Source organism: Caulobacter sp. AVps16 (assembly GCF_058681455.1).
This window is the reverse complement of sequence record NZ_CM178739.1, coordinates 2120221-2133398: the sequence shown is the minus strand read 5'-3', so window position 1 is coordinate 2133398 and position 13178 is coordinate 2120221. Positions and strand designations below refer to the sequence as shown.

The window sequence follows — 13178 nt, the reverse complement described above, 5'->3', positions numbered from 1 at the left end:
GGGTAACTATGGGCGTGCGGTCTGCGTCCGCCAAGTTAAGTCGCGGTCATACGCGGCTGTCACACGGGCGAGACCTGGGGATGGCATCGACGCCAAATGAACATGGGATGGGGTGTGTGATGAAGAGCCTGTATCGCCTTGCGGCCCTCGGCGCCGTGCTGCTGCTGTCGGCCTGCGCATCCCTCGGCGGCAGCATCGGCGGCGAGGGCAGGGGCACCCAAAGTCGGCTGACGATCCTGATCTCGAGCGATGGTTTCCGCGCCGACTATCTGGGCCGCGGCGACACGCCGGCCCTCGATGCCCTGGCGGCCGAAGGCGCACAGGGCGGCATGCGTCCCTCGTTTCCGACCCTGACCTTTCCCAACCACTACACCCTGATCACCGGCAAGCGGCCCGACCGCAATGGCATCGTCAACAATGTCATGGAGGACCCGGCCATTCCGGGCGTGCGCTTCTCCATGTCGAACGCCGCCGCCGTACAGGACCCGCGCTGGTGGAACCAGGCCCTGCCGTTCTGGGTCTCGGTCGAGCAGCAGGGGATGAAGGCTGGGGCCATGTTCTGGCCCGGCTCGGAAGCCGACATTGCCGGCGTTCGCCCCTCGCGCTGGATGACCTTCAACCAGGCCCTGCCGTCCAATGACCGGGTCGATACCCTGCTCGCCTGGCTGGATGATCCCAAGGGGCCGGAGCTGCGGTTCGCCACCCTCTATTTCGACGTCGTCGACACCGAGGGCCATCATTATGGTCCGGACTCGCCCGAACGGCGGGCGGCTACCGTCGAGGTCGACCAGGCCGTGGCGCGGCTGGTGGCCGGCCTGAAGGCGCGGGGCCGGCTGGAGACGACCGACATCGTGCTGGTCGCCGACCATGGCATGGCCGCAGTTCCGCCCAGCCAGCGCTGGCCCCTGGATGATGTCGTCGATCTCTCCAAGCTCAAGCTGGTCTCCACCGGCGCGGTCGTCGGCCTGACGCCGCTGCCGGGCCATGAGGCCGAGGTCGAGGCGGCCCTGCTCAAGCCACTGCCGCATCTGACCTGCTGGAAGAAGGGGCAGATCCCCGAGCGCTATCACTACGGGCGTAATCCGCGCGTGCCGGCCATTGTCTGCCTGTCGGAAACCGGCTGGTACGTCACCACCCGCAAGATGATGGAAAAGCCCGGCAAATGGGACCTGCGCGACGGGGGGCAGCATGGCTTCGACCCCTATGACCCGGCCATGCGGGCGATGTTCATCGCTCGGGGCCCATCCTTCAGGCCCGGGGTGAAGCTGCCGGATTTCGACAATGTCGATGTCTATCCGCTGCTGGCCCGGGTCTCTGGCGTCAAGCCGGAGAAGGGCGACGGCAGTCTGAAGGTCGTAGGGCAGGCGCTGCGCTAGGGTCCGCCGACAAGCGCCTCCCCCCTTGCGAAGTTAGTTTCTATATGAGTTAAATATTGTCGATATCCGACAGGAGCGGCAACATGGCTGACGGGCGTCCCAACCTCATCCCGGCGGTCTGTTACCGCGATCCCAGGGCGGCGCTCGCCTGGCTGGAAAACGCCTTCGGCTTCGAACTGGTCTTTCTGGTCGAGGATGCCGAGGGCAATCTCGGCCATTCGGAAATGCGCTTCGGCAATGCCGCCGTGATGATCGGCAACGAGTGGAGCGACGACCACAAGAGCCCGGCTTCGCTGGGTGGCAAGAACACCCAGACGGTGCACATCCAGCTGAGCGAGGGCGATCTCGACGCCCATTGTGCGCGGGCCCGGGCGGCGGGCGCTGACATCATCGTCGAGCCCGAGACCCAGTTCTATGGGGACCGCACCTATCGCTGCAAAGACCCCGAAGGGCACATCTGGACGGTGGCGCGAAACGTCGAGACCGTGTCGGTCGAGGAGATGGAACGCCGCACGGGCCTGAAGATCACGGGGCAAGGGTGACCGAGGACGATTTTCGCCGCATCGCCCTGTCGCTGCCGGGCGCGATCGAAAGCGCGCACATGGGCACGGTCGATTTCCGGGCCGGACGCATCTTCGCGACCCTGGGCTATCCCGATGCCGCCTATGGCATGGTCAAGCTGACGCCTGACCGGCAGGACATGCTGGTGGCGGCCGAGCCCGCGATCTTTCAGCCCGTCAAGGGCGGGTGGGGTGCCAAGGGGGCGACCTTGCTGTGCCTGGCTGCCTGTGACGCGCCGACGGCGACCGGTGCCCTGACCGCCGCCTGGCGTGGTGTCGCCTCGAAGACCCAGTTGAAGGCGTACGATGCCGTCCATGGGGCCGCGTGACCGCCTCCATCGATCGCACCCTGAGCGCTCTCGCCGATCCGCACCGTCGCCGGGTCGTCGATCTGCTGCGGCAACGACCGCATCGGGCGGGGGAACTGGCCGAGGCGATCGGCCTGACCCCGCCGGCCATGAGCCGGCACCTGCGGGCCCTGCGACTGTCAGGCCTCGTCGAGGAAAGCCATCCTGCCTTCGACGCCCGGGTGCGTGTCTATCATCTGCGACCCGGTCCCATGGACGAGTTGAAGGCCTGGCTCGAGATCGCCGAGACCCATTGGGTTGACCAGCTGACGGCGCTCAAGGCCCATGTGGAGGGCGAATGAGCTCGCGCGTTGTTGTCGCCCTGCGCATCAAGGCCCCGCCGATCCGGGTGTTCGAGGCCTTCACCCGGGAGATCGCCACCTGGTGGCGGCCCAATACGCTGTTCACTTTCACGCCGAGGTCGCCCGGGGTGATGGCCTTCGAGGACGGCGAGGGCGGTCTGCGCCTGGTGGAGCGTCTGGCCTCCGGCAAGGTGTTCGAGGTCGGCAGGGTGCGGGTCTGGGAACCCGGTCAGCGCCTTGTCGTCGGCTGGCGCCAGGCGACCTTCGCGCCGGACATGGACACCGAGGTCGAGGTCCGCTTCGAGGCGGTCGAGGACGGCACCCGGGTGACGGTCGAGCACCGGGGCTGGGAGAGCGTGCCGGCTGAGCATGTGGCGCGCCACAGGTTTCCGGACGGCCTGTTTCTGCGGCGGCATGGCGAATGGTGGCGCGATCTGCTGCAGGGCCTTGCCGTGGTCGCCCTGGACCGGCAACAAGGGCCGGCAGGGGAGAACGCATCATGAATCAGGCCATTTCAGGAGGTCGCCGACAGGCGGCCCTGGGCTTTATCTTCGTCACGGCCGTGATGGATGTGCTGTCCCTGGGCGTGATGATCCCGGTCCTGCCGGAGCTGGTGAAGCGGTTCAATGGCGGCGACACGGCCGATGCTGCGGTCTGGAATGTGCTGTTCGCCACCACCTGGGGCGTGATGCAGTTCATCTGCGCGCCGGTCCTGGGCCTGCTGTCCGACCGGTTCGGCCGCCGTCCGGTGATCCTGACCTCGATCTTCGGCCTCGGCGTGGACTTCCTGTTCATGGCCCTCGCGCCGAACCTCTGGTGGCTGTTCATCGGACGGATTCTGAACGGCATGACCGCGGCCAGCTTCTCGACCGCCGGGGCCTATGTGGCGGACGTCACCACGCCGGAAAATCGCGCCAAGGGCTTTGGCCTGATGGGCGCGGCCTTCGGGGTCGGCTTTACCTTCGGTCCGGCCCTCGGCGGCTTTCTGTGGCAGTTCGACCATCGCCTGCCGTTCCTGGTCTGCGCGGCCCTGGCCCTGTGCAACTGGCTGTACGGCTATTTCGTGCTGCCGGAATCCCTGCCGCCGGAACGCCGGATCAAGGCGTTCGACTGGAAGAGGGCCAATCCGATCGGATCCCTGAACCTGCTCAGGAGCAAGCCCGACCTGCTGGGCCTGGCCGGGGTCGGCTTCCTGTTCCAGCTGGCCCACAACGTCCTGCCATCGGTGTTCGTGCTCTATATGGGCTTCCGTTTTCAGTGGTCGCCGCAGGTGATCGGCCTGACCCTGATGGCCAGCGGCATTGCCGGCATCCTGCTGCAGGCCTTTCTGGTCGGCCGGATCGTCAAGGCGGTGGGCGAGCGCGGCGCTCTGCTGATCGGCCTGCTCTGCGGCTTCGTCGGCTTCCTGATCTATGGCCTGGCCCCGACCAGCTGGGTCTATCTTTGCGGCCTGCCGATCTTCGCCTTCTCCGGCCTGATCCAGCCCGGGCTGCAGGGACTGATGACCCGTCGCGTCTCGGCGCAGGAACAGGGCCAGCTGCAGGGGGCCAATTCGGCCATGCTGGGCATCACCTCGATTATCGGTCCGACCCTGTACCTGGCCCCGTTCGCCTGGGCGGTCCGGCACGATGCGACCCTGCACATGCCGGGCCTTCCTGTCCTGATCGCGGCCGTGCTGATGCTGGCGGGTGCAGGACTGGCGTTCCGTTTCGCCCATCCTATCTCAGGCGAGGCCCGCCCGGCCTGACCGCCCGTGGCCGGAACGGACACGGCGCGGCCATCAATGCGCCCGAAAGCTCGGCTGATGTCCAGGTTGCTATCAAGGAGACGCTCCACGCCCATGCGAGCCCATCGCGCTTTGCTTCCCGCCCTGATCCTGCTGGCCGCCTGTTCGCCGCAAGGCCAGTCCAAGGCCCAGGCCATCCCGGACCTGGCCCAGCCCACCCGCCGAGCGCCCAGTGATCCGGCCTCGATGAAGGCCTCGTTCTCGCCGGTCGTGAAGAAGGCCGCTCCGGCCGTGGTCAATGTCGCCAGCCGCCGGGTCGTGCGCGCCCAGGCGCGGGATCCGTTCTGGGACATGTTCATGGGTGGCAGCGGCGTACCGCGCGAACAGGTGCAGGGCTCGCTCGGCTCCGGTGCCATTGTCCGCGCCGACGGGGTGATCATCACCAACCACCACAATATTGATGGCATTGTCGAAGGCCGGGGCGAGATCACGGTCCAGCTGGCCGATCGCCGCGAGTTCATCGCCACCGTCCTGCTCGATGATCCGCGCGCCGATCTGGCCGTTCTGAAGATCGACACCAAGGGCGAGCGCCTGCCGGTCATGGCCATCGACGACCAGGAACAGCTTGAGGTCGGCGATCTGGTCCTGGCCCTGGGCAATCCGTTCGGCGTCGGCCAGACCGTCACCAACGGCATCATCTCGGCCCTGGCCCGCACCGATGTCGGGGCCGCCGACTTCGGCAGCTACATCCAGACCGACGCCTCGATCAATCCGGGCAATTCCGGCGGGCCCCTGGTCGACATGGACGGCGACCTGATCGGCATCAACACCTTCATCATCTCGCGCTCGGGCTCTTCGAGCGGCGTCGGCTTTGCCATACCGGCCGCGGTCGTGCGCCAGGTGGTCAATGCGGCCCTGGGCGGCGGCCACAGCGTGGTCCGGCCCTGGCTGGGCGTGAAGGGCCAGCCCGTCACCGCCGAGATCGCCCGCTCCCTGGGCATGAGCGCCCCGCGCGGCGTTCTGGTCGCCCAGGTCTATCCCGGCTCATCGGCCGACAAGGCCGGCCTGCAGGACAGCGACGTGATCCTGTCGATCGACGGCAAGGTGGTGAACGACCAAGGCGGCGGCGCCTTTGCGATCGGCACCCACAAGGTCGGGGATCGCGTGCCGATGGTCATCCGTCGCGGCGAACGGGAGCAGACCCTCACGGTTCGCGCCGAGGCCGCGCCGGAAAGCCCGGTTCGCGACGAGAAGACCCTGACCGGACGCAACCCCTTTGACGGAGCGACGGTGCTGAACCTGTCGCCTGCCGTAGCCCAGGACCTCGGTGTCGATCCCTTTGCCGGCCGGGGCGTTCTGGTCAGCAAGGTCGGGCAGGGCTTTGCCCTGAGCGCCGGCCTGAGGCCCGGTGACTTCATTCGCGAGGTCAATGGTCGTGTGATCAACACGGTCGCCGACCTGTCGGCCCTGTCTGCCGGCGCCAGCCGCAACTGGACGGTGACCATCGAGCGCGGCGGTCAGAGGATCACGGCGCAGTTCAATACCTGATCCTCTAGCCTTGAAGATCGGGGGCTAGCCCTTGATCTTCAAGGCAATGGACCAGCAGTGGCCGAACGGGTCGACGATCATGCCGAAGCGGTCGCCCCAGAACTGGTCAGCTAACGGGAAGCGAATGGTCGCGCCGGCCGCGACCGCGCGGTCCCACCAGACGTCAGCGTCATCGACCTGCAGGTGCAGGGTCACGGAGGCCGGCGGGGTAAAGGGCGCGCCGCCCATCATTTCGGAGAAGTGGTCGGAAACCATCACCCAGGCACCGTTGATCAGCATCCGCGAGTGCATCAGTCGCTCGCCGTCGTCGGCGGTGTTACGGAAGGTCTCCTGGGCCCCGAAGGCCTGTTGATAGAAGGCCACAGCGGCCTTGGCCCCGACGACTGACAGATAGGGCGTGACGCCATCTTCGGGGCCGCGTGTCGGATCGCCGTCGTTGGTCATGGTGGTTCCTCCCGGGATTTTGTAATCCTGCCTCCATGTCCGATCTTTTCCAAGCCGCCGGCCTGACCCCGCATGCGCCGACGCCGCTCGCCGAGCGGCTAAGGCCCCAGACGCTGGACCAGGTGGTGGGGCAACAGCACCTGCTCGGGGCCGAGGGCCCGATCGGCCGGATGGCGGCGGCCCGGCGCCTGGCCTCGATGATCCTCTGGGGCCCGCCCGGCACCGGCAAGACCACCATCGCCCGCCTGCTGGCCAAGGCCGGCGGCTATGAGTTCCAGCAGATTTCGGCGGTGTTCTCCGGCGTCGCCGACCTGAAGAAGGCCTTTGAGCAGGCGAGGGGCCGCCGGATGGCCGGCCAGAGCACCCTGCTGTTCGTCGACGAGATCCACCGCTTCAACCGCGCCCAGCAGGACGGTTTCCTGCCGTTTGTGGAGGAGGGCGTAATCACCCTGGTCGGGGCCACCACCGAGAACCCCTCGTTCGAGCTGAACGGCGCTCTGCTGTCGCGCTGTCAGGTCTTCGTGCTCAAGCGCCTGGACGAGGAGGCGCTTGAAGCTCTGCTGGTCAAGGCCGAGGTGGCCGAGGGCCGCAAGCTGCCCCTGGATGCCGAGGCGCGCTTCACCCTGATCGCCATGGCCGACGGTGACGGCCGCTATTTGCTGACCCTGACCGAGACCCTGCTGTCGGTGGGCACGGACACGCCGCTCAATGCTGTCCAGCTGGGCCAGTTCCTGCAGAAGCGCCGCCCGGCCTATGACAAGAACCGCGAGGAGCACTACAATCTCGTCTCGGCCCTGCACAAATCGGTGCGCGGCAGCGATCCGGATGCGGCGCTCTACTGGCTGGCCCGGATGCTGGAGGGCGGCGAGGATCCGCTGTTCATCGCTCGCCGGCTGGTGCGCATGGCGTCAGAAGACATCGGCGCGGCCGATCCGCTATCCCTGCTGCTGACCACCGCGGCCAAGGACGCCTTCGACTTTCTCGGCAGTCCGGAGGGCGAGCTGGCCCTGGCCCAGGCCGTGGTCCACATGGCCAGCGCGCCCAAGTCCAATGCCGTCTATGCCGCCTTCAAGGCCGCCCGCCGCGCGGCCAAGGAGACCGGCTCCCTGGCCCCTCCGGCCCATATCCTCAACGCCCCGACCAAGCTGATGAAGTCGCTGGGCTATGGCGACGGCTATGCCTATGACCACGACGTCGAGGGCGGCGTTTCGGGCCAGAACTATTTCCCGGATGGCATGGCGCGGCCGAAGTTCTACGAACCTAAGGCCGTAGGGGCAGAGGCCAAGGTGCGGGAACGGCTGGACGCGTGGAACAAAGTACGAAGGAACGGGAAGTGACCCCTTCTCCCCTTGCGGGAGAAGGTGGCGCGCAGCGCCGGATGAGGGGTTGCGCGGCGATGCCGCGACGTCTCAATGCGGTCATGCTCCAACGACCCCTCATCCGACCCGCTGACGCGTGCCACCTTCTCCCGCATGGGGAGAAGGATCTGTGAGCCGCCGTCCGCCCCTCGCGCCCAAGCCCAAGGCCTCCGACGCCCCGATCGCCCTGACCGAGGACGAGATCGCCCTGGCGCGCTCCTGGGTGATCCATGAGGACGACAGCGTCATTGTCCTGAACAAGCCTGCCGGCCTGTCCAGCCAGGGCGGCCGCATCCAGGCCCATACCCTGGACGATCTGCTGTGGGCCTTCGCACGCCCCGGCCGGCCCCGGCCGCGCCTGATCCACCGGCTGGACCGCGACACCTCCGGCGTCATCCTGACGGCCAAGACCAAGCCGGGGGCGGCCTTTCTGGGCAAGGCCCTGATGGGCAAGCGCTTCCGCAAGTCCTACATGGCCATCGTCGCGCCGGGCGCGCCGGAACCCAAGGGTGGCATGATCGACAGTCCGCTGCGCCGGGAGTCGATCGGTCGCGAGGCCTATATGCGGGTCTGCGCGCCGGACCATCCCGATGCCGAGACCGCCCGCAGCCGCTATCGCACCCTGTCGGCCAATGCGACCGCCGCCCTGGTCGAGCTGTCGCCGGATACGGGACGCATGCACCAGCTAAGAGTCCACATGGCCTCGATCGGCCGGCCTATCTCGGGCGACAGCCGCTATGGCGGAGCCCTGATGCTGGCCGGGACGGCGGTCCCGCGCCTGATGCTGCACGCCGCCCAGCTGGTCTTTCCGCATCCGGACGGCGGCGAGCGGCGGATCGCCGCCCCTCTGCCGGCCGACATGGTGGCGATGCTGGACCGCCTTGGCTTGGAGCCGCCGGCGACGCGCGCCTGAACCCGGTCCCCTTGGACTGATCAGGCGGCTGTCGCCGTCGACCGCGCGGCGGCGGCTCTGGCGGCGGCCAGGGGATGCACCGCCCGCAAGGCCGCATGGGTCAGTCCAGCCGTTTCGGCGGCGGCGAAATAGCCCTCGGCAGGCAGGCCCTGCAGCGTGGTCATCGGCGCAAGGGGCCTGGCGTCGCGGCCGAAGTTCATGATGTCCAGCGCGATCCGCTCCGCCGAGCCGGTCAGGTCCGAGGCGTCGAGCACCAGGCCGGCCAGACGCGCATCCTTCAGGCCGAGCAGGGCGTCCTTTTCCGCCGGGACCCGGGCGATCACGCCGCGGGTCAGGGCCTTCAGCAGGCCCACGACCTCCAGAAGTCGTCCCGCAGGCGTTCCCCGCGTGATGTCCACCAGCTCGATCATCACCCCGCCCCGGAGGAGGGCCAGGGACAGGCCCGGCGTTCCGGTCAGCATGTCGCGGCCGCGCTGGGTGCCGAGGGTGCGGAACGAGGCCGGCAGGATCAGGTCCGGGACATTGTTGCCCTGGGCACCGCGCGCGAACAGGGCGGCATATTTCAGGGTCGCCTCATCGATGAAGGCGATGTCCCGATCGGGCAGACGGCCGACCGCCCGCATATTGGCCTGACGGCCACTGCCCAGATGGGTCACCACCGGCTCGATGCGGATGGCCGTCGTCACGTTGCGGCGCAGGCTGATGACATGTTCCAGGGTGAAGTCGACCCGCAGGGCGGCCCCACTGCCGGTCGTGAAGGCCACCGGATTGCGCCGGGCCTCGTCGCTGGCCTCGACCTCGCGCCGGACCGGCGAGCGCTGGGAGTCGCGGCGGGCGCGGGCGGCCAGAACGGTTGCGGCATCGATCTGGCGGCAGACGGCTTCGCCGTTCTCAAGGCCGATGACGGCACTGATGCCCAGATCATCCGTCTCGACCGAACCCAGCAGGTGCTTGAGCACATCTTCCAGAATGCGCACGCTGGTCGCCTGGGCGGCCAGGCCCTGGTCGTTATTCATGGCGATCAGGAATTCACTGTCCGAAATGCGGGCCCGCATGTCGTTGCGATCCAGATGTTCGGACAGCTTGCGCTCGACATAGGTCCAGACATCGCCGCGCTTCTGCCCCCACCAGTCGCCGGCCCAGGCCCGGACGGCCTTGACGCTGATGACGTTCACGGAGCCGCGCGTGATCAGCTCCGATCCGGCCAGCCGGTGCAGGACCGGGGCAGGCAGGGCCACACGCTGGGTCAGGTCGTCGTGGTCGTTGGCGTCGCGGGACATGGGGCTCGGTTCACATGAGGAGCCCCCAGAGTGTGACTTGCGCGCTTAACCTCTCGTTCAGAAACAGGGTTTCCGGCTGTGTTCACCTTGAAGAGGGCGTCGCACGACTTGGCGTTCGGCCCCGCTCGGCGCATAAGGAGCCGATGACCAAACTGCTTCTCGTGGCCGCCGGCGGCGCCGTCGGCTCGGTCGCCCGCTATCTGGTGGGCGTGCAAGCCCTCCGGCTGCTCGGATCGGCTTGGCCTTACGGTACCTTCCTGGTGAATGTGACCGGCGGGTTCCTGATGGGTGTGCTGGCCTCCTGGCTGGCCCATCGCGGCAATGCCAGCCATGAACCGGTCCGCCTGTTGTTCGCCGTCGGCGTCATGGGCGGCTTCACGACCTTTTCGGCCTTTTCGCTGGAGACCGCGCTGATGATCCAGAAGCGCGACTACGGCCAGGCCTTCACCTATACCGCTGCCAGCGTGCTTCTGTCCGTGGCGGCCCTTTACGCGGGGATGTACATCGCCCGCAGGATGTTCGCGGCATGAAAGAAGTACGCACGCTCTATGTTGACGCGGGCGAGGACGGGGTCCGGGTGGACCGCTGGTTCAAGCGCCGGTGGCCCCATCTGAACCATATCCAGCTCAACAAGCTGTTCCGCTCCGGTCAGGTGCGGGTCGACGGCTCGCGCGTGAAGGCCGACACCAAGCTGGCGGCGGGCTCGCAGATCCGCGTGCCGCCCCTGCCGGAAGCCCCCGATCCGGACGAGAAACTGGCCCTGTCCAAGCGCGACATCGCGTTTGCCAAGTCACTCGTGCTGTATGAGGACGAGGAAGTCCTGGCCCTGAACAAGCCGGCCGGTCTGGCTGTGCAGGGTGGCACCAAGACCACCCACCATATCGACAAGCTGCTGTCGGCCTGGGGAGAGGGCGTCAACCGGCCCAAGCTGGTCCACCGCCTCGACCGCGATACCTCCGGCGTGCTGCTGCTGGGCAAGACCCCGGCCGCCGCCGCGCGCCTGTCGGGCTCGTTCGCCAAGCGCAAGGCGCAGAAGACCTACTGGGCCATCGTCCAGGGCAATCCGCACCCGGTCGAAGGCGTCATCGAGCTGCATCTGGCCAAGCGCGGCGTCGGCGACCGGGAACTGGTCGTGCCGGCCGAGCCCAAGGACAAGGACGCTCAGCCGGCCGAGACCGAGTTCGTCTCGATCAGCCGCGCCGGGCCGCGCGTCACCTGGATGGCCCTGCGTCCCCATACCGGCCGCACCCACCAGCTGCGCGCCCACATGAAGGCCATCGGCCACCCGATCCTCGGCGATCCCAAATACAGCGACGAGAAATCGACCCAGCTGTCGGAAGGCCTGAAACTGCAGCTTCACGCCCGCTCGGTGATGCTGCCGCACCCGTCGGTGGGCATGCTGTTCATCGAGGCCCCGATCAGCCCCGAGCTGAAGGCCGGCTTTGCCAAGTTCGGCTTCTCGGAAGATGAGGCTGATCAGGATCCGTTCGCCAAAAGGCAGATCAAGCGGCGATGACGGCGGAGATCGTCCGGCAGGCCTGGACCCTCGTGGACCAGGGGCGGGCGGTTGAGGCCGTCGCCCTGACCAAGGCGGCTGCGGCTGCGCCCCAGGCCACGGCAGGCCTGTTGATCGTCCATGCGGCGGCTCTGAAGGGTGCGGACCGTCCGGACGAGGCCCTGGCCTTCAATCGCCGGGCTGTGGCGGCAACACCGAACGATCGCATCGCCTGGTACAATCTGGCGGCCACCCTGGGCGATCTGGCCGAGGCCGGGGAAGGCGAGACGGCGATCCGCAAGGCCATGGCCCTGGGCCTCGACGTGCCGGAGGCCTGGCTAGTCCTGGGTCGCGCCCTGCAGGGTCAGAGCCGCTATGACGAGGCCGAGGCCGCCTTCCTGGCCGCCATTGGCCGGCGGGACGGTTTTGCCGAGGCTCACCGCAACCTGGCCCAGCTGCGCTGGATGCGGTCCGGGGACCTGGCCTGGGCCCTGAACGCCCTGACGGCCTCGCTGGGACGCAGCCCCGACGATACGGGCCTCATCCTGCTCAGAAGCACGGTGGAGGAGTTTGCCGGCGACCGACCGGCCGCCTATGCCACCCTGACCCAGGCCCTCGCGCGTCGGCCCGGTGACGTCCTGCTCCTGCTGGCCGCCTCGCACATGGCTGGCGAGATCGGCGAGGTCGAGACCATGCTGGACCTCGCCCGGGCGGCCGAGCCGATGGCACCCCATGCCCCGCAGGTCCTGGTCGCCCTGACCGAGGCCCAGCTGGCGGTCGGCGATCCGGCCGCCGCCGCCCAGACGGCCGAGCGTCTGAGGGTCGCCGCGCCCCTCGATCAATATGCCCTGGCCCTGCAATCGACCGCCTGGCGACTGGCCGATGATCCGCGTCAGGCGAGCCTCAATGACTATGCGAGCCTGGTCCGGGGTTACACCCTGCCGACCCCCGAGGGCTGGGACAGCCTGGCGGCCTTTCTGGACGCACTGCGCGCCCGCCTGGCTGAGCGGCACGATCTGAAGACCCATCCCCTGCAGCAGTCCCTGCGCGGCGGCAGTCAGGTGCCCTCGCTGCACCAGTCGCCCGACTCGCTGTTCCAGGCCTTTTTCGCCCAGGTCCGCAAGGTGGTGGCGCGCTACCTCGCCGACATCGGTCCCGGCGATGATCCGCTGCGCGCGCGGGCCACGGGCGATTTCCGGTTCAGCGGCGGCTGGTCGGTCCGGCTGGCCCCGAACGGCTTCCATGCCGACCATGTGCATCCGCAAGGCTGGATCTCGTCAGCCTTCTATCTGGACCTGCCGGTCGGCGTCGCCGACGACACGCGGCGCGAAGGCTGGATCAAGTTCGGCCAACCCGGCTGCGTGACCCGTCCGGCCCTCGGGCCCGAGCATGAGGTGCGTCCGGAGCCAGGGATGCTGGTGCTGTTCCCGTCCTACATGTGGCACGGCACCCGGGCCTTCACCTCGCCCGAGCATCGCCTGACCATGGCGTTCGACGTGGTGCCTCAGTAGATCCGCTCTGCTCCGCTTGCCGAAGGCTGGAGGCCCAAACTCAGCAGTGGGTGCCGAAAGCGGGCGTTGCGATCGGCTGTTGGGGGTGGATAGCGGACATCACTACCCTTCTCCCCTTGCGGGAGAAGGTGTCAGCGAAGCTGACGGATGAGGGGTTGAGAACCTTATCGGAAAGGCCGGCGCGACCCCTCACCCGACCCGCTCCGCGGGCCACCCTCTCCCGCAAGGGGAGAGGGCAAGGTCCGATCCGGGTCGTGTGCAGCCCTCAGCGCGGCAGCACACTGCAGACGTTCAGATCGCGCCCGGGACCGCTGGTCG

General features: G+C 68.0%; 14 protein-coding genes. 12 read left to right on the top strand and 2 right to left on the bottom strand.

The window, feature by feature from the left end; translation table 11 throughout:
• Positions 1 to 119: 119 nt before the first annotated feature.
• The 7 genes from ACW17U_RS10250 to ACW17U_RS10220 all read left to right on the top strand — a co-directional run bounded on the left by ACW17U_RS10250 (position 120) and on the right by ACW17U_RS10220 (position 5859).
• Complete coding sequence (locus tag ACW17U_RS10250; RefSeq protein ID WP_492052316.1) at positions 120 to 1376, top strand: alkaline phosphatase family protein; 1257 nt, start codon at positions 120 to 122, stop codon at positions 1374 to 1376.
• An 83-nt stretch (positions 1377 to 1459) separates the two neighbouring features.
• Positions 1460 to 1918: a VOC family protein gene (locus ACW17U_RS10245; RefSeq protein WP_492052315.1), complete on the top strand. Its 459-nt coding sequence runs from the start codon at positions 1460 to 1462 to the stop codon at positions 1916 to 1918.
• The gene (locus ACW17U_RS10240; protein WP_492052314.1) at positions 1915 to 2265 is read left to right on the top strand and encodes an MmcQ/YjbR family DNA-binding protein; all 351 of its coding nucleotides are present in this window, start codon (positions 1915 to 1917) and stop codon (positions 2263 to 2265) included. The genes ACW17U_RS10245 and ACW17U_RS10240 overlap by 4 nt, the downstream gene beginning before the upstream one ends.
• On the top strand, positions 2262 to 2585 hold the full coding sequence (locus ACW17U_RS10235) for an ArsR/SmtB family transcription factor (RefSeq protein ID WP_492052313.1): 324 nt from the start codon (positions 2262 to 2264) through the stop codon (positions 2583 to 2585). The genes ACW17U_RS10240 and ACW17U_RS10235 overlap by 4 nt, the downstream gene beginning before the upstream one ends.
• Positions 2582 to 3088, top strand: a complete 507-nt coding sequence (locus ACW17U_RS10230) for an SRPBCC domain-containing protein (RefSeq protein ID WP_492052312.1) — start codon at positions 2582 to 2584, stop codon at positions 3086 to 3088. Before ACW17U_RS10235 ends, ACW17U_RS10230 begins: the two co-directional genes overlap by 4 nt.
• A complete protein-coding gene (locus ACW17U_RS10225; RefSeq protein ID WP_492052311.1) occupies positions 3085 to 4332 on the top strand; it encodes a TCR/Tet family MFS transporter in 1248 nt (415 codons plus the stop codon). The genes ACW17U_RS10230 and ACW17U_RS10225 overlap by 4 nt, the downstream gene beginning before the upstream one ends.
• A 57-nt stretch (positions 4333 to 4389) precedes the next feature.
• Positions 4390 to 5859, top strand: coding sequence for a Do family serine endopeptidase (locus ACW17U_RS10220; RefSeq protein WP_492052310.1), 1470 nt, complete (start codon positions 4390 to 4392; stop codon positions 5857 to 5859).
• Between the two features lie 24 nt (positions 5860 to 5883).
• Here ACW17U_RS10220 and ACW17U_RS10215 read toward each other — a convergent pair whose 3' ends face one another.
• Positions 5884 to 6303: a VOC family protein gene (locus ACW17U_RS10215; RefSeq protein WP_492052309.1), complete on the bottom strand. Its 420-nt coding sequence runs from the start codon at positions 6301 to 6303 to the stop codon at positions 5884 to 5886.
• Between the two features lie 35 nt (positions 6304 to 6338).
• Between ACW17U_RS10215 and ACW17U_RS10210 the strand changes: the two genes are divergently transcribed.
• Entirely contained in the window at positions 6339 to 7640 is a 1302-nt protein-coding gene (locus tag ACW17U_RS10210) for a replication-associated recombination protein A (RefSeq protein ID WP_492052308.1), read from the top strand.
• A gap of 151 nt (positions 7641 to 7791) precedes the next feature.
• Positions 7792 to 8574 carry an RluA family pseudouridine synthase gene (locus tag ACW17U_RS10205; protein ID WP_492052307.1) on the top strand — a complete coding sequence of 261 codons (783 nt, stop codon included), beginning with the start codon at positions 7792 to 7794 and terminating at the stop codon, positions 8572 to 8574.
• A gap of 20 nt (positions 8575 to 8594) precedes the next feature.
• Here the strand turns inward: ACW17U_RS10205 and ACW17U_RS10200 are convergent, their stop codons facing one another.
• A complete protein-coding gene (locus tag ACW17U_RS10200; RefSeq protein ID WP_492052306.1) occupies positions 8595 to 9854 on the bottom strand; it encodes a hypothetical protein in 1260 nt (419 codons plus the stop codon).
• 143 nt (positions 9855 to 9997) lie between these two features.
• Here ACW17U_RS10200 and crcB point away from each other — a divergent pair, with 143 nt between their 5' ends.
• The 3 genes from crcB to ACW17U_RS10185 are packed head-to-tail and all read left to right on the top strand — an operon-like array spanning position 9998 to position 12860.
• On the top strand, positions 9998 to 10384 hold the full coding sequence (gene crcB, locus ACW17U_RS10195; RefSeq protein ID WP_062145598.1) for a fluoride efflux transporter CrcB: 387 nt from the start codon (positions 9998 to 10000) through the stop codon (positions 10382 to 10384).
• Positions 10381 to 11370, top strand: coding sequence for an RluA family pseudouridine synthase (locus ACW17U_RS10190; protein WP_062145600.1), 990 nt, complete (start codon positions 10381 to 10383; stop codon positions 11368 to 11370). The genes crcB and ACW17U_RS10190 overlap by 4 nt, the downstream gene beginning before the upstream one ends.
• On the top strand, positions 11367 to 12860 hold the full coding sequence (locus ACW17U_RS10185; protein WP_492052303.1) for a putative 2OG-Fe(II) oxygenase: 1494 nt from the start codon (positions 11367 to 11369) through the stop codon (positions 12858 to 12860). Before ACW17U_RS10190 ends, ACW17U_RS10185 begins: the two co-directional genes overlap by 4 nt.
• The last annotated feature ends 318 nt before the right edge of the window (positions 12861 to 13178 follow it).

Bases quoted from the DNA above. Each gene is read 5' to 3' on its own strand.
- ACW17U_RS10250 (WP_492052316.1), top strand. From the start codon at position 120: ATGAAGAGCCTGTATCGCCTTGCGGCCCTCGGCGCCGTGCTGCTGCTG.
- ACW17U_RS10245 (WP_492052315.1), top strand. From the start codon at position 1,460: ATGGCTGACGGGCGTCCCAACCTCATCCCGGCGGTCTGTTACCGCGAT.
- ACW17U_RS10230 (WP_492052312.1), top strand. From the start codon at position 2,582: ATGAGCTCGCGCGTTGTTGTCGCCCTGCGCATCAAGGCCCCGCCGATC.
- ACW17U_RS10225 (WP_492052311.1), top strand. From the start codon at position 3,085: ATGAATCAGGCCATTTCAGGAGGTCGCCGACAGGCGGCCCTGGGCTTT.
- ACW17U_RS10220 (WP_492052310.1), top strand. From the start codon at position 4,390: ATGTCCAGGTTGCTATCAAGGAGACGCTCCACGCCCATGCGAGCCCAT.
- ACW17U_RS10215 (WP_492052309.1), bottom strand. From the start codon at position 6,303: ATGACCAACGACGGCGATCCGACACGCGGCCCCGAAGATGGCGTCACG.
- ACW17U_RS10210 (WP_492052308.1), top strand. From the start codon at position 6,339: ATGTCCGATCTTTTCCAAGCCGCCGGCCTGACCCCGCATGCGCCGACG.
- ACW17U_RS10200 (WP_492052306.1), bottom strand. From the start codon at position 9,854: ATGTCCCGCGACGCCAACGACCACGACGACCTGACCCAGCGTGTGGCC.
- crcB (WP_062145598.1), top strand. From the start codon at position 9,998: ATGACCAAACTGCTTCTCGTGGCCGCCGGCGGCGCCGTCGGCTCGGTC.
- ACW17U_RS10190 (WP_062145600.1), top strand. From the start codon at position 10,381: ATGAAAGAAGTACGCACGCTCTATGTTGACGCGGGCGAGGACGGGGTC.
- ACW17U_RS10185 (WP_492052303.1), top strand. From the start codon at position 11,367: ATGACGGCGGAGATCGTCCGGCAGGCCTGGACCCTCGTGGACCAGGGG.